Genomic DNA, 20,200 nt, shown 5'->3' with positions numbered 1-20,200 from the left:
TCAGTAACTATTTTATTTTTCATCTCCCTTACCTTGGGTAAATATGATCGAAGGGGATGAGGTATCCCGCCTTCTGGATGTGCTTGGAAACCGGAACCGGAGAAGGATCATCGGACTCCTGCGCGAAAAACCATGCTTTGTGACTGAGATATCGGAGAGGCTGGAGATCAGCCCAAAAGCCGTAGTGGAGCATCTCCAGTATATGGAACGCGAGAATGTCCTTCTCTGGAGGACGGATGAGAGGAGGAGGAAATACTACTACCTCTCGAGAAAAATCAATGTAAGAATCGATGTGGAGGACGAAACTCTTGGTGGAATGGTCAGGTCGGAGACCGAAACGGCCTTTTTCCGTTCGGTGCGACTCCTTGAAAACCTGTTTGCCTCCAGAAATTATTACCTGAGCAGTCTCGAGTATATCGAGCATGATATTGATGCAGCGATCGCTGATCTTGTGTCCACTAGCAAAGACATATTAGACGGCGAGACAGAGATTACTCTGGTAACTGCTCTTTGCAGTAGTGCCCTCTCAGTGGATGAAATTGTGGAAATTACAGGAATTTCCAGAGACGAACTGGTTAAATCCCTTGCACGCCTGACTGCGGCGGGGATCGTATCGTGGAACGGACAACTCTATAAGGTGCGTGAGAAAAATGGCACATGACCCCAACGACGACGTATCAAAAATACTCGCAAAAGCGATGGAAGAGTTAATCAGGAACCTGCCGGTTGATGATTCGGCACGGTTTGTTGGTTGCACCATCATTACCGGAACGGGCGAGGATACCCGGATTTTCCAGATGGACGATTATGATGAGGGTCTGCCCTATGAGCTGGTTGAAGATGATGAGTTCATCTACATCACCCTTGAAATACCGTCCGAGGAAATGTCTGCACCTTCGGTTGAATTCATGGATGACAAAGTTGTCATCGCTCTTGGAAACAGGATAACGGAGATTCAACTAAAGTCCCCCATCCATGCAGGGCAAAGCAGATTTGGAATAAAACATGGTATTATGGATATTCTCTGCAGGAAAATACTCCTGCCAAAAATTGAATAATTTTTTTAGCTATTTCCGTTTTGAGAAGATCCCTGTCCTTCTGTGGAATCTTTGAATAATTTCATTCCTGAAAGGACTTCATGGGGTGAGACCGGACGTGCTCCGGTGTCGGATTCCTGTTGCAGGGGGAGACCCTTCTCTCTTGCCGGACTCCCCCGGGTCATCAGTTCATGGAATTCGGGGAGCCAGAGGGTCCGCTGCGGGAACGGGATTTCAATGCCTTCTGCCTCGATTGCAACCTTGATGCGCCAGAGCATGGTGGTTCGCACATCCCACCAGACCTCGGAAGGTGCCCACATCCGCACCTTGATCATGACCCCGTCGGATGCGAGTTGATCGACGTAGACCGATGAACCCGGATTTTTCAGGCAGAATGGTTCCTTATCAATGAGATCTTCGATGATGGCAATTGCTTTCCCCGCATCATCGGCATAACGGATTTCCACGTCATACTCGAATCTACGGGCGATATTGGCAACATAGTTGACGATATTGGTAGTGAAGACCTTTTCATTCGGGATACGGACATAGATGCCGTCGAAGGTCTTGCCGATGGTTGAGAGTATGCGGATGTCCTCAACAATGATATGGACATCATCGATGAGGACGTTGTCACCGATCTTGATGGGATGCTCGAAGATGAGAAATATTCCTGAAATGAGGTTTGAAACGACGCTCTGGGCGGCAAATCCTATGACGATACCAAGCACGCCTCCGGCAACGAGGAGGCCGGAGAAGTCGATATCAAGGTTTGGAAGTGCGATGACGAGGCCGATTACGATGATGGCGTAGTAAAATATCTTCGAGACGAGGTTCAGGTGGTTTTTGCTGACCTTGTCCTTGAGCCCCCGTTCAAGATTAATGGTCACAAACTTGGCGATGATGATGGCGATTATGAGGACTGCAAAAAATGTGATGATCTGTCCGAATGTCACCGACCCATAGAACGTCGATTCCATAATGGCGCTGCTGTTGATTTCGAACATTAGTCAAACCCCCATTCCATGGTAAATACCCTGCTCAGTTTGGGAATATTGAGCGTGTGATACAGCTCGATCGATTTCTGGAGGACATCGCGGTGGGAGGTAACGCTCTGGAATTCGGTTTCTGCAATGGTGGAGGTCATCAGTTTCATCCGTGCGAACATTCTGACTGCTTCGCTGCTGAAATAGATCTTCATTGCATATCCATCCAGGACGACCCGGGAGACGTTCTGCCATTCGCTGGTCTTGTTCTGGATGCGCAGATTGAGGATCCCTTCACAGAGACGATCGGTGACGGGAAGATCCTGATAAAGGTCACTCCGGTGCCATTTGGTAATCAGCCCCCCTCCCGCCGGACCGTAGAGCGAATATTTCTGAGGGCAGTAGGAAAAGATGTCTATGGCCTTCATATCCTTGTTGCCAAAGACGATGACTCCTATCTCCAGGGGGAAGGTCAGATGGATGGTCCGCTGATCATTGGGGGCCATCACCAGCGGGGGGAATTCTATTTCCAGATAATTTGTTACCTTTTTTGGTAGATTAACCGGTTCTACAGGATTGACGACAATGCGGGCATCCGATGAGGTGATGATGGTCTTCTCAAATGAGTCCTTCATGCTGGTTACCCGCCTGTATTTGAGGAGACCTTTCTCCTCGGATGCCTCGAGGAGGACTGTTTCGTCTTCATACCGGAAGGGAATGTCCCTTTTGCCGTACATTGCATTAAGATTAAAAATGAAAGATATAAAGTGTTCGCCGGAAGCGGCGGCCATATCGTTTGGAATGTGTCCGCTAGGGTGCCAAGGGGTTATTACTGATGCTAAACAACACTATGTCGAATCCGGAATGCACCCTGCTCCAGACATTAAGGAACGGCGATATACTGAAGAACTTCAGCAATTGACCCGAATTTCGCCCGTTGACTGCATCATTGATGATGCGTTCGAACGAATAATCTATCTCATAGCTAAGGGTGAGATGGGTATTGCAATCGGAAAAAACGGTGAAAATATCAAGCGGCTGCAGAAATCTCTGGGGAAACGCATTGAAATGGTCGAGGAGGGCATATCTCCCATGGAACTGATCTCACATGCCATGTGGCCTGCTGAGATTGCAAGGGTTGAATGCGACGGAGAAAGCCGTATCGTTGAGATCGTTCTGAAAAAGAGAGGAGATATGGGAGTGGCCATAGGCAAAGGCGGGGCAAATATCGAAAAGGCCCGGCTCCTCTGCCAGCGATATTATGGTCTGGAAATCAGGGATGTGACTGTCGAAGAGGTGCGATATGAGAAGTGAAGTACTGGAAGAGTTGTGGGATGTCATCGGAGAGCGAATGGAAGAGATGCCCGAGGGGTCGTATGTGGTGAGTATACTGACCCACCGAAAGGGCATTGACAAGTCCCTTGAGAAGGTAGGTGAGGAGGCGACGGAGTTCATTCTTGCGATGAAGAACGATGATTATGGGCGTAAGGTGGAGGAGTCTGCGGATCTCATCTTCCATCTGCTTCTTTCCCTGCGCGCCGGGGATGTAAGGCTTGAGGACGTCCTGGATGAACTTGCGTCCCGGCGCAGGTAAGATATTTCCAATATTTTCTTTGTTTTCCATGCGCTTTGGGAATGACCCGCGCTGATTTTTTTGTGCCTGATCTGCGCGTAGGTGAGAAAAATGAGTAAATTGTGGTTATCTGCATGGTGGCTTCCGCCTTTTTTTCGTCTGAAGGGGGCATATCGGGGCTCTGGAAAGCAACCTTTATATCACTCCGGATACCATGTTGTTAGGTCGAATGGTTCGGGACGAAAACGGGCGCAACGCGCTCCGTTTGTGCGTATCCGCGCCAAGAACGAACATTGCAATCGTGGCGAACCGCAACCGCGAAACCGGATGTCTGTCCGGTTCTCCGGGTGCGGACGTCGGCCGAACAAAACGATTCGAAGGGTTTATATCCTCTGAAGACAACCTTGTTAGGTCGAATGGTTCGGGCACAAAACGGGTGCAAAATGCTCCGTTGAAAAAACGGTGCCCGAAATACGCCATTAGCACTACAAAGGAAATACCTCTGCAGGGTGGCAATCGCCGCTCTGCAGGAAGGCTTCCGGCGTCGGATGCAAGCGGTTTCGATGGGTTTATTACCTCTCGAAACTAATATTGTAATCCGATGTTTTGATGGGGAACCGAAACCGCTCCGGTGGGGAGTGTCGGTTCTGACGTTGGCACTGGCAATGCGGAAATCTGTTTAGTAACCGCTAATTCCTTTTACCATGGAATGCCATCATCACGATGATGAGCAGAAATGGTTCCAAATATAAAGCCGATAAGGCATGTGTGCCGAAGACCACTGAATGCAAGAATCTTGCATGAAGCTACTTCAAAAACAATTCTGGTTGATCCTGCCAGAGGCCACTGCTATCGGGGTTCGATTAAGCCATGCGAGTCGAGAGGGTTCAGACCCTCGGCGGACTGCTCAGTAACACGTGGATAACCTACCCTAAGGTGGAGCATAACCCCGGGAAACTGGGGATAATACTCCATAGGTTATGGATGCTGGAATGCATCATAACTCAAAGCTCCGGCGCCTTAGGATGGATCTGCGGTCGATTAGGTTGTTGTTGGGGTAACGGCCCAACAAGCCTGTAATCGATACGGGTTGTGGGAGCAAGAGCCCGGAGATGGAATCTGAGACACGATTCCAGGCCCTACGGGGCGCAGCAGGCGCGAAAACTTTACAATGCAGGAAACTGTGATAAGGGAACCCCGAGTGCCCGTATACGCGGGCTGTCCAGGTGTTTAAAACGCACCTGAAGAAAGGGCCGGGCAAGACCGGTGCCAGCCGCCGCGGTAATACCGGCGGCTCGAGTGGTGGCCACTTTTATTGGGCTTAAAGCGTCCGTAGCTGGACTCTTAAGTCTCTTGGGAAATCTCCTGGCTTAACCAGGAGGCGTCTAAGAGATACTGGGAGTCTAGGGACCGGGAGAGGTGAGAGGTACTCCGGGGGTAGGAGTGAAATCCTGTAATCCCCGGGGGACCACCTGTGGCGAAGGCGTCTCACCAGAACGGCTCCGACAGTGAGGGACGAAAGCTGGGGGAGCGAACCGGATTAGATACCCGGGTAGTCCCAGCCGTAAACGATGCGCGTTAGGTGTACTGGTGACCACGAGTCACCGGGGTGCCGAAGGGAAACCGTGAAACGTGCCGCCTGGGAAGTACGGTCGCAAGGCTGAAACTTAAAGGAATTGGCGGGGGAGCACCACAACGGGTGGAGCCTGCGGTTTAATTGGACTCAACGCCGGACAGCTCACCGGATAGGACAGCGGAATGATAACCGGGCTGAAGACTCTGTTTGACTAGCTGAGAGGAGGTGCATGGCCGTCGTCAGTTCGTACTGTGAAGCATCCTGTTAAGTCAGGCAACGAGCGAGACCCACGCCAACAGTTGCCAGCACGACCTCCGGGTCGGTGGGGACACTGTTGGGACCGCCTCTGCTAAAGAGGAGGAAGGAATGGGCAACGGTAGGTCAGCATGCCCCGAATTATCCGGGCTACACGCGGGCTACAATGGGCAGGACAATGGGCCCCGACACCGAAAGGTGAAGGTAATCTCTTAAACCTGTTCTAAGTTCGGATTGTGGGCTGCAACTCGCCCACATGAAGCTGGAATCCGTAGTAATCGCGTTTCAAAATAGCGCGGTGAATGCGTCCCTGCTCCTTGCACACACCGCCCGTCAAACCACCCGAGTGAGGTTTGGATGAGGCCATGGTCGTTGCCGTGGTCGAATCTAGGTTTCGCAAGGGGGGTTAAGTCGTAACAAGGTAGCCGTAGGGGAATCTGCGGCTGGATCACCTCCTAAAGAAATCAAGGGGATGCGGTTGCTAAACAGAACGTAAAATTGCCGGTGTCAACAACGGAAGCTGTGGGCTTATAGCTCAGCTGGAAGAGCGCGGCGTTTGCAACGCCGAGGCCAGGGGTTCAAATCCCCTTAAGTCCATCAAGCAGGTTCCACAATATTCTTGTGAAACCCGCTTCCAATGCACCCGGAGACGTGAGTCACCGGGGAAGGACCGAGAGTCCAAAAGACTCTGTGAGGTCGGGTAAAGGTGTGCACATAGGACGTTAAATGGGTTCTGGCGGACACATTTAAAATGACGTGCTGATACAAGCCAATCAGTGGATGGCTCGGTTCGAGTGCCGATGAAGGGCGTGCCAAGCTGCGATAAGCTCCGGGTAGACGCAAGGAGTCTATGATCCGGAGATTCCCTAATGGGACATCCTGCTTCGTAAGAAGCGATCCATTTTGGATCGGGAACCCCCCGAATTGAAACATCTCAGTAGGGGGAGGAAAAGAAATCAATCGAGATGTCGTGAGTAAAGGCGATCGAAAACGACACAGTTCAAACCGAATCCCTTCGGGGACATGTGGTGTTGATAAGCCTCCCGTAAAGACAGACCATCCTAAGTGGAAATTTCTCTGGAATGGGATACCGCAGAGGGTGACAGTCCCGTACGCATACGGTTGATCTGTCTGGGGAGTGTCTTGAGTAGCGTGGGTTGGAATTCTCGCGCGAATCCGGGGATCATCAATCTCCAAAACTAAATACTCCTCGAAACCGATAGCGCATTAGTAGCGTGAGCGAAAGCTGAAAAGTAACCCTGAAAAGGTGGTTAAAAGTGCCTGAAACTGATTGGTGATAGTGTGTTGCGGTGTGAAAGGATCTCCTGGGCGAAAGAACCCGTCGCGAGGCGGTAGTATGGGTTCAGGTGCCAGCATCGTAACTTACGTTTTGAAGAACGGGCCAGAGAGTTTATTCTGTTGGCGAGGTTAACCGGTAAGGGAAGCCAAAGCGAAAGCAACATGTCCGTAGGCTTCGGCCATGGGACGACGTATTAAAAGTGCGTGGAGTCAACAGGATAAGACCCGAAGCCCAGTGATCTATGCGTGGGCAGGCTGAAGGGTGACGAAAGTTGCGTGGAGGGCCGTAGCGGTATTGATATGCAAATCATTCGTGTGACCTGCGTATAGGGGTGAAAGGCCAATCGAACTGGGCATCAGCTGGTTCCTCTCGAAACATGCCGTAGCATGACCTGGCTGGAGATAGACGGTGAGGTAGAGCACTGATTGGGGAAGTTGGGGGAGAAATCCCTCACTCTCCTGTCAAACTCCGAATTCCCCGTCGTCGTAGAAGGCTGGTAGTCCGCACTACGGGGTAAGCTTGTAGTGCGTAAGGGAGACAACCCAGACTGTGGTTAATGTCCCCAAGTGTAGGTTAAGTGTCAATACTAAAAGATGTCCTGGGCCAAAGACAACTGGAAGGTGAGCTTAGAAGCAGCTATCCTTTAAAAAGTGCGTAACAGCTTACCAGTCGAGGTTCAGGGCGCTGAAAATGGACGGGGCTAAAACCTACCACAGATACCACAGACCACCGTAAGGTGATGGCGTAGAGAGGCGCTCTGCATGGGCGGAAGCAGGGCCGTGAGGTCCTGTGGACCGTGTAGATTTGAAAATTCTGGCATCAGTAGAAGCATAGTGTGGTGAGAATCCACACCGCCGAAGGGGCTAGGTTTCCTCGACAATGTTCGTCAGTCGAGGGTTAGTCGGTCCTAAGGCCTACCGTAACTCGAGTAGGTCGAAAGGGAAACAGGTTAATATTCCTGTACCATCTGATTGTAGTCAATTTATTGACCCTGACGTTTCTGGATATGCTTTGCAGGGCCGTCGCCCTGTCCAAGCGGCGAAACCCTTGGAGAACCGTAATGGTGAGAATTGGGTGAATACGTGATGGAGTAATAAAGCAAACTCCAGGAACCCGTGAAAAGGGAATCAGATGTCCGTACCGAGATCTGACACAGGTGCCCCTAGCTGAGTAGGCTAAGGCGTGTCGGTTTAATTGTGTTTAGGGAATTCGGCAAAATAGCCCCGTACCTTTGGTAGAAGGGGTGCCTGCCCAGCGATTGGGCAGGTCGCAGTGACCAGGGGGCTCCGACTGTCTAATAACAACATAGCAGACTGCAACTCCGTAAGGACTAGTATAGTCTGTGATTCCTGCCCAGTGCAGGTATCTGAAAACCGGGTACAACCGGACGAAGGACCTGTAAACGGCGGGGGTAACTATGACCCTCTTAAGGTAGCGTAGTACCTTGTCGCTTAATTGGCGACTTGCATGAATGGATTAACGAGAGCCCTACTGTCCCAAACACAAGTCCGTTGAACATTTTATCCTAGTGCAAAGGCTAGGGACTCCTTATGGGAAGTGAAGACCCCGTGGAGCTTTACTGCAGCCTGTCGTTGTGTTACGGTATTCATTGCGCAGAGTAGATGGGAGATGTCGATCCAACCCTCGTGGGGGTTGGGGAGTCGCAATCTGAGACACCATCCTTTGTTTACTGTAACACTCACTCAGTAGAGGACACCGATAGGTGGGCAGTTTGGGTGGGGCGCCACACCCTCGAAAAGATATCAAGGGTGCCCCAAGGTCAACTCATGTGAGTCAGAAACTCACAGAAGAGTGTCAAGAGCAAAAGTTGGCCTGACGCTGATACGCATAGCAAGTATCTGCGAGAGGAAACTCGGGTCTAACGAACCAATACGCCCTGTTGATGAGGGCTATTGACGACAGAAAAGCTACCCCGGGGATAATTGAGTCGTCACCGGCAAGAGCACATATCGACCCGGTGGCTTGCTACCTCGATGTCGGTTCTTTCCATCCTGGCTGTGCAGCAGCAGCCAAGGGTGAGGTTGTTCGCCTATTAAAGGGGATCGTGAGCTGGGTTTAGACCGTCGTGAGACAGGTCGGTTACTATCTATAAGGAGTGTTAGAAGTCTGAGGGTAAGACGGAAATAGTACGAGAGGAACTTTCCGTCGTCGCCACTGGTAGACCGGTTGTCCGACAGGGCAGTGCCGGGTGGCTACGCGATAATGGATAAAAGCTGAAAGCATCTAAGCTTGAAACCAGACCTAAAACGAGACTTCGCTGAGGGCATGGATAAAAGATCCGTTTGATAGGCTCGGGATGTACGCACGAAGGTAACGACGTGTTCAGTCCACGAGTACTAACGCCCAAATCAGCTCTAAAATTGAGTCCCCAGAACCCAGACGAAATCCTGTGTGCACACCAAATACCAACAACGTGTAATTGCGGCCATAGCAGAGGGGTACACCCGGACCCATCCCGAACCCGGAAGTTAAGCCCTCTCACGTAGTATGCTTTACTGAGATGCGCGAGCTCTCGGGAACCATACCTCGCTGCAATTGCTGACTAAAAAAAATGAAACTCTTCTGTAATGTTTGTATTCGGAGCGAATGCCATGGGCGTTTGCAGCTCCTATGAATGATTGTTGTATTCTTTGAATCTATTGAAAATTACTGGGTATGCAGAGATATCCATATCATCGGTAGTCAGAGCGAATCAGGGATCAGTTTCTATTGAGGATGTATGGAATTTCTCTAAAAGGTATGGAAATGATTTTTATCCGTTGATGCCCTTTATCCAATTGATGAGGAGCAGGTGTTCCGCGCAGGGAAAATATGCCGGTGTTCATAAGCCATGGAAATCCCGAACAATGAATATGGTGGAGTCCGTAATTACTCCCGGGACCATGCCGAATACGGTTGCCCGTGCCGTAGTATTTATGGCGGCACGACGCTATCGATGGAATCTCGTGGTGCTCGCATTCGTTTACACCCTACTTGTCAACAGTGAAAAATGGTCATATCCGGTTGGCCGGAGGGTGTGACTGAAGCATCGAAATATTGGGAATCGCTGATGGTGAAAGCCATTTGATTTTTTAGACCGGATGGTCAGTTCATAATTCACTGCTATCGAATCGTAGCAGGATATCTCCTGGAATTTCTATGGAATAGAATCAGGACAATTATTTATCGAATCTGGAAAAGAAACAAAAAAAAAGATTATTGGAAGATGTCGAAGATCTGATCGTCGCCGGTGTCGCTGAGACGCTTGCGCTCGGTCGGCTCCTCCACGAGGGCGAGGACCGGGAGATCCATGTTGACACCAGGGGTGAATCCGAACATCTTCTCCATCTCAACCTGGAGGGAGTGCATGAAGAGTGAGTTCGGAATGTCCATTGCACAGAGTTCTTCGCACTGCCCACAGTTGATACAGGAGTCCGATATGTGGGAGAACCTGATCAGGTGGAACATGAAGGGAGGCGGAACCTGACCCGGAGTGACGAGGTGTGGTTTCTTGGTGGAACACTCGACACAGTAGCAGATGGGGCAGTTCTCGATACAGGAGTAACATTTGATACAGCGGGAGGTCTCGTCCATGATGAACTTGAGGCGGTCCTCGCTCTCGCCGAGTGCGCCGAACTGTGCTGCACGGTGCTTGTCAGCGAGTTTGAGCATGGCGTTTTCGACCTTGCCACGAATTTCAATGCCCTTGGGGATGGGTGCCTCGGTAGCGAGTGCACCGGCCTTGACTGCTCCGTCGACGAGGGCTGCACCCTTGTCGCTGCAGACTTCGATGAAGGTTGCCTTGCCGGCCTTGTCGCCGATGACACCCCAGTTACCACATGCTACATCACACTGGCGGGGGACCTTCGTCTTACAGCGCTGGCAGTTTGCACGGCGTCCGTATCCTTCTTCCTCGAGGTCATCGATGGAGATGCCCTTGTGTTCGCCGTCTTTGGTGATGACGATGAACTGGCCTTTGTCGATCTCCTCTTTGACGACATCGTCGGGGTTGATGCCGAACTTCTCGGTGATCATCTTGCGTGCGCTGACAGGTGCAACCGAACCACCACAGTTGAGACCGATCATCACGACATTGTCGAGGTTGATCTGGTTCCTCTTGGCAAGTTCGTACATTGCCTTTGCGTCACAGCCCTTGAGCGTGATTGCAAGTTTTTCATTGCGTGCACCGTCAAGGTACTTCTTGATGAGTTTCGGAAGGAGCACGGTACCACAGTGAAGAGATCCTGCCGTCTGTGCAATCTCTTCGGGGTTGGTAATGATGACGGGTGTTGCATCGAAGACATCGTAGCCCTTCTTCACTGCGAGAACCGCGTCGACCATGCCACTCTCAAGAGCGTATTTGAGGAGGGCCGTAACCGCGCCACCGCATTCGCCTTTCTCGCATATTGCTGCATCGGCTGCGGATGCGTATACCATATCGCCTTTTGCTACCATTTTCAGGCCTCCTGGATCTTTTCAACTTTGATTGAACAGGCCTTGAACTCCGGAATCTTAGCGATTGGGTCCAGTGCGTTGTTGGTCAGCCTGTTTGCTGCACACTCGACGAAGTGGAACGGCATGAACATGACGCCCTTCATGATCTCGTCGGTGACCTTTGCAGGCACTTCGACTTCTCCACGACGGGTGATTGCCTTGACGACTTCCTTGTCCTTGATGCCGAGGGCTGCTGCATCCTCGGTGTTGATCTCGATCCATCCGGTCGGGACCTCGTGGTCGAGGGTCGCGGACCGGCGGGTCATGGAACCGGTGTGCCAGTGCCAGATACAGCGTCCGGTGGTGAGGATGTACGGGTACTCCTCGTCGGGGACTTCTGCGGGCGGCTTGTACTCACAGACGTGCATGACACCCATGCCGTCGGGGTGGGAGAACTTGCCGATGTGCAGGATCGGTGTGCCGGGGTGCTCCTCGGTGGGGCAGGGCCAGTGGAGTGCCTCGGGCTTGTTGAGCCGCTCGTAGGTCATGCCGTGGTAGGACGGGGTGAGCCCTGCCATCTCGTTGAAGACGTCCTCTGCGGACTCCCATGCGAACTGCTCGGGGTAGCCCATTGCGGCACCGACTTCTGCGATGATCTTCCAGTCGACCTTTGCCTGTCCGGGCGGGTCCTGTGCCTTTCTCCACATCTGAACGCGGCGTTCGGTGGAGGTCTGGGTGCCGTCCTTCTCTGCGTAGCAGGTGGCGGGCAGGACAACGTCTGCATACTGTGCGGTCTCGGTCAGGAAGATATCCTGGACGACGAGGAACTCGATTGCCTCGAATGCGTGCTCGACGTGGGTGAGGTCCGGATCGGAGATGAGCGGGTTCTCGCCCATGATGTACATTGCCTTGAGTTCACCGGGCTTGTCGGTGAGGACGTCCATCATGGTGGTGACTTCGTATCCGTTCGCGGCTTCACAGATACCGTCGGGGAATCCCCATCCGTCTGCGAACTTCTGGTGTGCGGCGGGGTCGATGACCTTCTGGTAGCCGGTAAAGACGACCGGGAGTGCTCCCATGTCGCAGGCTCCCTGCACATTGTTCTGTCCACGCAGTGCGTTGACACCGGCGCCGGCCTTGCCGAGGTTTCCGGTGAGCATCTGGATGTTTGCGACGGACTTCACATTGTCGACACCGACGGTGTGCTGGGTGATACCCATCGAGTAGAGGATACAGGCGGACTCAGCCTTTGCAAACCATTCGGTTGCCTGCTTCAGCTGTTCGGGGGGAATGCCGGAGATTTTGGCGACGTTCTCGAGAGAGTACTTCTCCTGCATGACCTCTGCCTTGAGTTCCTCGAAGCCCTTGACCCTGGACTCGATGAATTCCTTGTCTTCCCATCCGTTTTTGATGATCTCCTGCATCATTCCGTTGAGGATGGCAACATCCGATCCTGAGCGGAACTGCATGTAGAGGTCTGCCTGCTTTCCGGTACAGGTGTATCGGGGGTCAGCGTAGATGAGCTTTGCACCGTTCATCTTTGCCTGCATGACGCGGCGTCCGATGAGGGGGTGCTGCTCGAAGGTGTTGGACCCGAGAATAAAGACACACTTGGACTCGGCGATGTCGCCAATGGAGTTGGTCATTGCACCGGATCCGAACGATGCTGCAAGACCTGCGACCGTCGATGCGTGGCAGAGACGGGCACAGTGGTCGATGTGACGGGTCTTGAATGCACCGCGTGCGAGCTTCATCAGCGCGTAGTTCTCCTCATTGGAGGTACGTGCCGAGGAAAGGACTGCGATCTCGTCGGGTTTGTAGCCCTTGAATTTCTCTGCGATGAGCTTGTAGGCTTCATCCCAGGTGGCTTCCACAAACTTGCCGTCCTTCTTGATGAGCGGCACGGTAAGCCGGTCTTCTCTGTTCACAAACTCGTGGGCATAGGTTCCTTTCGGACACATCTTGCCTTCATTGACGGGGGAGCGGTGATACGGTGCTGTATCTACGACCTTGCCGTCTTTGACCACGAGGTTGAACGAACATCCTGTCCCACAGTAGGGGCAGGTTGTCTGAACGTATTTCATGTCCATAATCAATACCTCTAACAAAAAGAGTTCGATGTTGAATTATTTAAACGCTAGTGTTTAACAGCCGATTTACGAGGATTATCGGTGGAAGGATGGAAATTCAGTCGATTTAACTCATATTAGATTGAGAATGAATTTAGATTGAAATGGTTAACAAAAAAGAAAAGTTATTTGTTGTTATATGAACCCTCGCCGAGCTTCGGTTCAAATTCCACATCACTTTCTGCCCGTATGGCATGGGAGAAGAGTGCAAGTGGGATGTCCATCGGACAGAGCTCTTGGCACTGGCCGCAGTTGATGCAGGTGTCACTGATGTGTGCAAACCGGCGCATGTGGAACATGGGGTTTGGCGGGATCTCTCCGGAGGTGATCATCTTGGAATCTCCCTTGAGTTCATCCGCGAGTTTGAAACAGACCGGACAGTTTTCGATACAGGAGTAACATTTGATACAGCGGGAGGTCTCCTCGTTGATTGTTCCCCAGAGATCCTTGCTGAGCTTTTTGAAGTCATTTGTACGCCATTTCTCACCGAGTTTGAGCATGGCATTCTCGACCTTGCCGCGGATTTCAACACCCTTTGGAATGGCTGGTTCGACCTGGACAACACCGGCTGCAACAGCCCTGGTGAGCAGATCTGCACCTTTGTCGCTGCAGACTTCGATGAAGGTTGCCTTACCTGCCTTCTCGCCGATGACACCCCAGTTGCCGCATGCAAGATCAGCATTTCTCGGGATTTTGTACTTGCAGCGCCGGCAGTTGGACCGGCGGCCGTAGCCCTCCTCTTCGAGTTCATCGATGGAGATGCCCTTGTGCTCATCGCCGTACTCGATGATGAACTGGCCTTTGTCGATCTCTTCCTTGTGCACATCGTCCGGGTTGACTCCGAACTTGTCTGCGATCATCTTTCGGGCGGAGACAGGACTAACTGATCCACCACAGTTCAGGCCGATCGTTATTATGTTGTCGAGATTGACCGAGCCACGTCTTGCGAGTTCGAGCAATGCCATCATGTCACAGCCCTTGACGGTGACTCCGATCTTCATGTCCTTGCCGCCATCAAGATATTTCTTAATGGGGCTGGCGACGAGCAGTGTACCGCAGTGGAGGGATCCGGCAGTGTCTGCAAGCTCAGCCGGGTCTTTGATGAGGACAGGGGTTGCATCGTAGATGTCATATCCCTTCTTCACTGCCAGCACCGCGTTGACCGTGCCGGATTCGAGGGCGAATTTCTGGAGTGCGGTGACGGCGCCACCAAGCTCGCCCTTCTTAAGAATCTCGGCATCAGTGGACATTGCATATACCATATCGCCTTTTGCTACCATTTTCAGGCCTCCTGGATCTTTTCAACTTTGATTGAACAGGCCTTGAACTCCGGAATCTTAGCGATTGGGTCCAGTGCGTTGTTGGTCAGCCTGTTTGCTGCACACTCGACGAAGTGGAACGGCATGAACATGACGCCCTTCATGATCTCGTCGGTGACCTTTGCAGGTACTTCGACTTCTCCACGACGGGTGATTGCCTTGACGACTTCCTTGTCCTTGATGCCGAGGGCTGCTGCATCCTCGGTGTTGATCTCGATCCATCCGGTCGGGACCTCGTGGTCGAGGGTCGCGGACCGGCGGGTCATGGAACCGGTGTGCCAGTGCCAGATACAGCGTCCGGTGGTGAGGATGTACGGGTACTCCTCGTCGGGGACTTCTGCGGGCGGCTTATACTCACAGACGTGCATGACACCCATGCCGTCGGGGTGGGAGAACTTGCCGATGTGCAGGATCGGTGTGCCGGGGTGCTCCTCGGTGGGGCATGGCCAGTGGAGTGCCTCGGGCTTGTTGAGCCGCTCGTAGGTCATGCCGTGGTAGGACGGGGTGAGCCCTGCCATCTCGTTGAAGACGTCCTCTGCGGACTCCCATGCGAACTGCTCGGGGTAGCCCATTGCGGCACCGACTTCTGCGATGATCTTCCAGTCGACCTTTGCCTGTCCGGGCGGGTCCTGTGCCTTTCTCCACATCTGAACGCGGCGTTCGGTGGAGGTCTGGGTGCCGTCCTTCTCTGCGTAGCAGGTGGCGGGCAGGACAACGTCTGCATACTGTGCGGTCTCGGTCAGGAAGATATCCTGGACGACGAGGAACTCGATTGCCTCGAATGCATGCTCGACGTGAGTGAGGTCCGGGTCGGAGATGAGCGGGTTCTCGCCCATGATGTACATTGCCTTGAGTTCACCGGGCTTGTCGGTGAGGACGTCCATCATGGTGGTGACTTCGTATCCGTTCGCGGCTTCACAGATACCGTCGGGGAATCCCCATCCGTCTGCGAACTTCTGGTGTGCGGCGGGGTCGATGACCTTCTGGTAGCCGGTAAAGACGACCGGGAGTGCTCCCATGTCGCAGGCTCCCTGCACATTGTTCTGTCCACGCAGTGCGTTGACACCGGCGCCGGCCTTGCCGAGGTTTCCGGTGAGCATCTGGATGTTTGCGACGGACTTCACATTGTCGACACCGACGGTGTGCTGGGTGATACCCATCGAGTAGAGGATACAGGCGGACTCAGCCTTTGCAAACCATTCGGTTGCCTGCTTCAGCTGTTCGGGGGGAATGCCGGAGATTTTGGCGACGTTCTCGAGAGAGTACTTCTCCTGCATGACCTCTGCCTTGAGTTCCTCGAAGCCCTTGACCCTGGACTCGATGAATTCCTTGTCTTCCCATCCGTTTTTGATGATCTCCTGCATCATTCCGTTGAGGATGGCAACATCCGATCCTGAGCGGAACTGCATGTAGAGGTCTGCCTGCTTTCCGGTACAGGTGTATCGGGGGTCAGCGTAGATGAGCTTTGCACCGTTCATCTTTGCCTGCATGACGCGGCGTCCGATGAGGGGGTGCTGCTCGAAGGTGTTGGACCCGAGAATAAAGACACACTTGGACTCGGCGATGTCGCCAATGGAGTTGGTCATTGCACCGGATCCGAACGATGCTGCAAGACCTGCGACCGTCGATGCGTGGCAGAGACGGGCACAGTGGTCGATGTGACGGGTCTTGAATGCACCGCGTGCGAGCTTCATCAGTGCGTAGTTCTCCTCATTGGAGGTACGTGCCGAGGAAAGAACTGCGATCTCGTCGGGTTTGTAGCCCTTGAATTTCTCTGCGATGAGCTTGTAGGCTTCATCCCAGGTGGCTTCCACAAACTTGCCGTCCTTCTTGATGAGCGGCACGGTAAGCCGGTCTTCTCTGTTCACAAACTCGTGGGCATAGGTTCCTTTCGGACACATCTTGCCTTCATTGACGGGGGAGCGGTGATACGGTGCGGTATCAACGACCTTGCCGTCTTTGACCACGAGGTTGAATGAACATCCCGTCCCACAGTAGGGGCAGGTTGTCTGAACGTACTTCATATCCATGATCAATACCTCTAACAAAAGTAACTTCCATTAACCTTACATAAATGTATTGGTATAAATTGATCATTAATGGTGGAATGACGATTTTTCACTCTTTTTTTGGAAAAAGGAGTGATAAAATGGAGTATTTTTACTCATCAAAAAAAGTAATATATATGTATTTACCTTTTGGGTGAGGGCTTGGTAATTTTGCTGCAATATTGACAGTAAATTGTATCAGAAATCCTGTCGCGCATACGAAAAATTGGTTATTTTGTGAAATGGGGGGTGCTAAATCTCTTTTCCAGTCTCCATGCAACTACGGTGATTGTTCCGGCAAAGAGAATCTGTGTCACCGGTCCGGTTGCAACCTCACTCCATGGATTGAAAATGAGGATGGCAAAGACTGGTACAAGAACGGCCACGATGTCGCGTCTCGGTTTGAGAAACGCCAGTGCTCCAAGGATGAATGAAGCAATTACGCAACTGTATATGCCGCTATCAGAAACTATCGGAACATTGAAAAAGACAATTCCGAGAATTATCCCGATAAACGCGATGGCAGGTACAATGAGCCAGAAGCGTGGGCTGGATATTAATGAAGTGGCTGTTGTGGTTGGACTCATAACTATCACTCGTCGCTTACCACTATTTTGTTGCTACTGTACATTAATTGAACCGATTGGGATTTGTATCGACCGAAATCAGAAATATGGTCGGATAATGATCTCAAAAAAGAAGGTAAAATAGGACGCAAATGAATTTGCCTGCTGTCAGTTGTTCTTTTTATCCTTGCGGATTTTTTTGATGCTCACTGCATTGACGACCGGATCTCCGACAACGACATATCGTTTGATAACCTGGCCGAGAACCTCTACGACGTCATCCTTGCGGATGTCTTCGGATGCAGAGGTGAACATCTTGACGGAGATTTCCCCTGATTTATCAGCAACCATGAATTGGGGGCGATTCAGGGATTTGAAGAGTGCACGTTCCACGACACCTTCAATTTTGACGATCTTTCCAATGTCGGCAGGCTTGATCGAAGAGATTCGTGTCAGCTTTGCTTCCGCTTCATAGGAGGGGATCAGCTGATCATATTCCTGTCGGCTCATGTAGTTCAGCACTATAGGGATGACGAGGAGCATGATCAACACCGGAATGCCCCAGAACAGGGTCCCGTAATCCCCGGTCAGAACGACATACAGCGATAAAAAAAGGGTAAAGATCACGAACATCACAATGTGGATGATCGAAACCTGTACCCTGGTTCCTTTAATTTCCATTCTGATTCGTTACTCGAGTGCCTGGATATCCTTCTTGAATGAGATCCAGTAGAGTACTCCAACAAAGATCATACCGCCGACGATGTTGCCGATGGTGACGATGATGATGTTGTTGGTCCACATGGTGACCCAAGACAGGTTGGCGAGTTTTGCGCCGATGCCTGCTGCCTGGTCTGCCGTCAGGTAGGGCTGGGTGAGAAGGCCGGCGGGAATGAAGTACATGTTCGCGACACAGTGCTCGAATCCGGTGGAAACGAAAGCCATGATCGGGAACCAGATACCAACGATCTTACCGATTGCATCATCTGCGCAGATACCGAGCAGAATTGCGAGGTTGACGAGCCAGTTACAGCAGATAGCTTTGATGAATGCGGACCAGAGTGCTGCTGCACCGACGTAGCTGACCTTGCCTGCTGCAATGTTGACTGCGGTGACACCGTAGATGGTTGCAGTGCCGACACCTGCTGCGGACCAGGAGGTGAGGGGACCGACGGCCATGAAGTAGGCAAAGACGATAGAACCGATGAGGTTACCGATGTAAACCCAAATCCACAGGTTCATGACAGCTGCCCAGCTGACTTTGTGCTTGAATGCTGCCATGGGGGCAAACATTGCGTCACCGGTGAAGAGCTCAGCGCCCGTCAGCACGATGATAATAAGACCCACGGGGAACACTGCACCGAGGATGAACTTTCCGAAACCTGCGCCGAGCATTGCACCGACACCGGTCGAACAGACGGTTGCCAGGGCTGCACCCATTGCGATGTATGCGCCTGCCATGAATCCACGAAGGATCATGTTCCAGATCGGAAGGGCACACTTGCCCTTACCAGCGTCTCCGACCTTGGAGATAATTTGTACTGGGGGATGGAATACCATTTTTCATTTCACCTCATTTGGCTTTTAACCACCAAATAACACACAACTACCTATACGAGATAGGTGATTTAACGCCTTTCCAGAGCTTATTAAAAGTTTTCTAAAAACTCCGACAATTCCTGGGATTTTCGAAGAAGAATCAATTGAGTCCTTCGTCTGAAGTAAATCATTAAACGTTAAAAAATCAGCGATGTTAATTATATCGTCGTCGGGAGGGGGTGCCCTCACGCATAATCTTATGTGTCTAAAATCTCGTTTTGCGCTACATGCCCGTTTATTTTCCAAAGCATCCCGCAACGGTGCTAAAAGGTCTATAGAATGAATAATTTCGTACTTTCCTTCGTTGCCAGTGTACCTAATTATTTCCGGGGTTGGGAGAAGACTTTGGAGGGGTAATTCAAAGAAAAAAGGATGATTTGGGAATATTAGTCCTCGACAATTTCCAGTTTCCCGGTTCCGAGATCGTAATAAATTCCCGTTAATTTAATCTTTCCTGCTTCTTCGGCGGCCTTTACTGCCTGGTAAGTCCGGAGATTGGCCAGCTGAAGGTGGATGTTCTCATATTCAATCTCACGCTTTCGTGCCGCCGGGTCTTTGCACTCTCCCGGTCCTCCGAATTCCTTGTCGACCTTGATTTTGACGTCTTCGGCGTTTTTGAGCCATGAGGGGATGTACTCTTCATCACTTTCGTGATCAAGGGCTTTCATCGCGCCGCAGTCAGAATGTCCGCAGACCACAATATCCCTGACTTTCAGGTGGTTAACGGCGTATTCAAGAACAGTCCCAAGGTTCCCGTCACCCACAGGAACGATGTTTCCGATATTTCGATGAACAAATATGTCGCCCATTCGTGCATTTGTAATGCGCTCGGGGTCCACACGTGAATCCGAACATGCAATCCACAGGGATGTAGGACTCTGTCCGGTTGCCAGTTTCGCGTAGTGTTCGGGGTCTTTACTGAAGTCTTCCTCGATGAATTTTCTGTTACCTTCTAAAAATCTCTCAACCATAACACACCTCACTGTTGATTGATAAAATAAAGTTGACAAAGAAGAGTATTTTATGATTGTGTTACTGGTCTGATCCTTTAATCCTCGCATTCCTGGGGCGTTTTTTTGGCACCACTGGCATATCTGATGATATTTTTTATGAATGTCATGTGCAGGAGGAGGTGTATGAGAATGAAGATGACGAAGGCATACCCGGTCCAGGTATGAAGATCGATCCATGTATCCTTGCTCAGTCCGAGGATCTCTGCAATATATTCCGTGTTTCTGCCCCCTTCATATCCTCCTCCCCTGTTCATCAGGTCGATGATGATGCCGCTGATGGTCATGGGAATGAAGCTTATAAATGCTGCTATGTCTACAAGGGCATTTGCCTGAATTTTTTTCATTGAATCACTTCCGATACCATA

The 20,200-nt window shown here is 51.5% G+C and carries 15 protein-coding genes, 1 tRNA gene and 3 rRNA genes; 8 read left to right on the top strand and 11 right to left on the bottom strand.

All coding sequences use genetic code 11. From position 1 onward, the window contains the following. Positions 1-43 precede the first annotated feature (43 nt). A complete protein-coding gene (locus AZH53_RS05465) occupies positions 44-661 on the top strand; it encodes an ArsR/SmtB family transcription factor (RefSeq protein WP_319642512.1) in 618 nt (205 codons plus the stop codon). After that, positions 651-1,058, top strand: coding sequence for a heat-shock protein Hsp90 (locus tag AZH53_RS05460; RefSeq protein WP_319642511.1), 408 nt, complete (start codon positions 651-653; stop codon positions 1,056-1,058). The genes AZH53_RS05465 and AZH53_RS05460 overlap by 11 nt, the downstream gene beginning before the upstream one ends. A gap of 5 nt (positions 1,059-1,063) precedes the next feature. On the opposite strand, the gene AZH53_RS05455 is transcribed toward AZH53_RS05460, so the two are convergent. Both AZH53_RS05455 and AZH53_RS05450 read right to left on the bottom strand, forming a co-directional pair. After that, positions 1,064-2,044: a mechanosensitive ion channel family protein gene (locus tag AZH53_RS05455; RefSeq protein WP_319642510.1), complete on the bottom strand. Its 981-nt coding sequence runs from the start codon at positions 2,042-2,044 to the stop codon at positions 1,064-1,066. Then, positions 2,044-2,760 (bottom strand): DUF432 domain-containing protein, encoded by a 717-nt coding sequence (locus tag AZH53_RS05450; RefSeq protein WP_319642509.1) that lies wholly within the window; start codon positions 2,758-2,760, stop codon positions 2,044-2,046. Before AZH53_RS05450 ends, AZH53_RS05455 begins: the two co-directional genes overlap by 1 nt. Positions 2,761-2,776: 16 nt before the next feature. On the opposite strand from AZH53_RS05450, the gene AZH53_RS05445 reads away from it, so the two are divergent. The 6 genes from AZH53_RS05445 (at position 2,777) to rrf (ending at position 9,286) form a co-directional block, all read left to right on the top strand. Next, positions 2,777-3,337, top strand: coding sequence for a NusA-like transcription termination signal-binding factor (locus tag AZH53_RS05445; protein WP_319642508.1), 561 nt, complete (start codon positions 2,777-2,779; stop codon positions 3,335-3,337). Next, on the top strand, positions 3,327-3,617 hold the full coding sequence (gene hisE / locus AZH53_RS05440) for a phosphoribosyl-ATP diphosphatase (protein WP_319642507.1): 291 nt from the start codon (positions 3,327-3,329) through the stop codon (positions 3,615-3,617). The genes AZH53_RS05445 and hisE overlap by 11 nt, the downstream gene beginning before the upstream one ends. A gap of 799 nt (positions 3,618-4,416) precedes the next feature. Then, positions 4,417-5,884, top strand: a 16S ribosomal RNA gene (locus AZH53_RS05435). Between the two features lie 67 nt (positions 5,885-5,951). Then, positions 5,952-6,024 (top strand) — tRNA-Ala (locus tag AZH53_RS05430). A gap of 155 nt (positions 6,025-6,179) precedes the next feature. Continuing rightward, positions 6,180-9,107: ribosomal RNA gene (locus AZH53_RS05425) — 23S ribosomal RNA — on the top strand. A gap of 58 nt (positions 9,108-9,165) precedes the next feature. After that, positions 9,166-9,286 (top strand): 5S ribosomal RNA (rrf, locus tag AZH53_RS05420). Together the 16S, 23S and 5S rRNA genes with 1 tRNA gene alongside form the textbook arrangement of a ribosomal RNA operon. A gap of 657 nt (positions 9,287-9,943) precedes the next feature. Here rrf and AZH53_RS05415 read toward each other — a convergent pair. The 9 genes from AZH53_RS05415 to AZH53_RS05375 all read right to left on the bottom strand — a co-directional run bounded on the left by AZH53_RS05415 (position 9,944) and on the right by AZH53_RS05375 (position 20,179). Beyond that, a complete protein-coding gene (locus AZH53_RS05415; RefSeq protein ID WP_319642506.1) occupies positions 9,944-11,182 on the bottom strand; it encodes a Coenzyme F420 hydrogenase/dehydrogenase, beta subunit C-terminal domain in 1,239 nt (412 codons plus the stop codon). 2 nt (positions 11,183-11,184) lie between these two features. Continuing rightward, positions 11,185-13,251: a formate dehydrogenase subunit alpha gene (gene fdhF / locus AZH53_RS05410; protein WP_319642504.1), complete on the bottom strand. Its 2,067-nt coding sequence runs from the start codon at positions 13,249-13,251 to the stop codon at positions 11,185-11,187. Positions 13,252-13,415: 164 nt separating this feature from the next. Continuing rightward, positions 13,416-14,570 carry a Coenzyme F420 hydrogenase/dehydrogenase, beta subunit C-terminal domain gene (locus tag AZH53_RS05405; RefSeq protein ID WP_319642505.1) on the bottom strand — a complete coding sequence of 385 codons (1,155 nt, stop codon included), beginning with the start codon at positions 14,568-14,570 and terminating at the stop codon, positions 13,416-13,418. Between the two features lie 2 nt (positions 14,571-14,572). Continuing rightward, a complete protein-coding gene (gene fdhF / locus AZH53_RS05400; RefSeq protein ID WP_319642504.1) occupies positions 14,573-16,639 on the bottom strand; it encodes a formate dehydrogenase subunit alpha in 2,067 nt (688 codons plus the stop codon). A 248-nt stretch (positions 16,640-16,887) separates the two neighbouring features. Then, positions 16,888-17,244, bottom strand: a complete 357-nt coding sequence (locus AZH53_RS05395) for a hypothetical protein (RefSeq protein ID WP_319642503.1) — start codon at positions 17,242-17,244, stop codon at positions 16,888-16,890. Between the two features lie 147 nt (positions 17,245-17,391). Beyond that, positions 17,392-17,904: a nucleotide-binding protein gene (locus AZH53_RS05390; RefSeq protein WP_319642502.1), complete on the bottom strand. Its 513-nt coding sequence runs from the start codon at positions 17,902-17,904 to the stop codon at positions 17,392-17,394. 9 nt (positions 17,905-17,913) lie between these two features. Beyond that, positions 17,914-18,783: a formate/nitrite transporter family protein gene (locus tag AZH53_RS05385; protein WP_319642501.1), complete on the bottom strand. Its 870-nt coding sequence runs from the start codon at positions 18,781-18,783 to the stop codon at positions 17,914-17,916. A 425-nt stretch (positions 18,784-19,208) separates the two neighbouring features. Continuing rightward, positions 19,209-19,793 (bottom strand): carbonic anhydrase, encoded by a 585-nt coding sequence (locus tag AZH53_RS05380; protein WP_319642500.1) that lies wholly within the window; start codon positions 19,791-19,793, stop codon positions 19,209-19,211. A 77-nt stretch (positions 19,794-19,870) separates the two neighbouring features. Then, complete coding sequence (locus tag AZH53_RS05375; RefSeq protein ID WP_319642499.1) at positions 19,871-20,179, bottom strand: DUF4405 domain-containing protein; 309 nt, start codon at positions 20,177-20,179, stop codon at positions 19,871-19,873. Between the last annotated feature and the right edge of the window lie 21 nt (positions 20,180-20,200).

This window comes from Methanovulcanius yangii (genome assembly GCF_018687785.1).
Lineage (GTDB): Archaea > Halobacteriota > Methanomicrobia > Methanomicrobiales > Methanomicrobiaceae > Methanovulcanius > Methanovulcanius yangii.
The sequence above is the reverse complement of the archived record's forward strand: the minus strand, read 5'-3'. Positions and strand labels throughout refer to the sequence as shown.

What these genes read in the sequence shown, in the direction of transcription:
- AZH53_RS05450 (WP_319642509.1), bottom strand. Translation starts at nt 2,760, where the DNA reads ATGTACGGCAAAAGGGACATTCCCTTCCGGTATGAAGACGAAACAGTC.
- fdhF (WP_319642504.1), bottom strand. Translation starts at nt 13,251, where the DNA reads ATGGACATGAAATACGTTCAGACAACCTGCCCCTACTGTGGGACAGGA.
- hisE (WP_319642507.1), top strand. Translation starts at nt 3,327, where the DNA reads ATGAGAAGTGAAGTACTGGAAGAGTTGTGGGATGTCATCGGAGAGCGA.
- AZH53_RS05385 (WP_319642501.1), bottom strand. Translation starts at nt 18,783, where the DNA reads ATGGTATTCCATCCCCCAGTACAAATTATCTCCAAGGTCGGAGACGCT.
- AZH53_RS05465 (WP_319642512.1), top strand. Translation starts at nt 44, where the DNA reads ATGATCGAAGGGGATGAGGTATCCCGCCTTCTGGATGTGCTTGGAAAC.
- AZH53_RS05455 (WP_319642510.1), bottom strand. Translation starts at nt 2,044, where the DNA reads ATGTTCGAAATCAACAGCAGCGCCATTATGGAATCGACGTTCTATGGG.
- AZH53_RS05390 (WP_319642502.1), bottom strand. Translation starts at nt 17,904, where the DNA reads ATGGAAATTAAAGGAACCAGGGTACAGGTTTCGATCATCCACATTGTG.
- AZH53_RS05375 (WP_319642499.1), bottom strand. Translation starts at nt 20,179, where the DNA reads ATGAAAAAAATTCAGGCAAATGCCCTTGTAGACATAGCAGCATTTATA.
- AZH53_RS05405 (WP_319642505.1), bottom strand. Translation starts at nt 14,570, where the DNA reads ATGGTAGCAAAAGGCGATATGGTATATGCAATGTCCACTGATGCCGAG.
- AZH53_RS05460 (WP_319642511.1), top strand. Translation starts at nt 651, where the DNA reads ATGGCACATGACCCCAACGACGACGTATCAAAAATACTCGCAAAAGCG.
- AZH53_RS05445 (WP_319642508.1), top strand. Translation starts at nt 2,777, where the DNA reads ATGAAAGATATAAAGTGTTCGCCGGAAGCGGCGGCCATATCGTTTGGA.
- fdhF (WP_319642504.1), bottom strand. Translation starts at nt 16,639, where the DNA reads ATGGATATGAAGTACGTTCAGACAACCTGCCCCTACTGTGGGACGGGA.
- AZH53_RS05415 (WP_319642506.1), bottom strand. Translation starts at nt 11,182, where the DNA reads ATGGTAGCAAAAGGCGATATGGTATACGCATCCGCAGCCGATGCAGCA.
- AZH53_RS05395 (WP_319642503.1), bottom strand. Translation starts at nt 17,244, where the DNA reads ATGAGTCCAACCACAACAGCCACTTCATTAATATCCAGCCCACGCTTC.
- AZH53_RS05380 (WP_319642500.1), bottom strand. Translation starts at nt 19,793, where the DNA reads ATGGTTGAGAGATTTTTAGAAGGTAACAGAAAATTCATCGAGGAAGAC.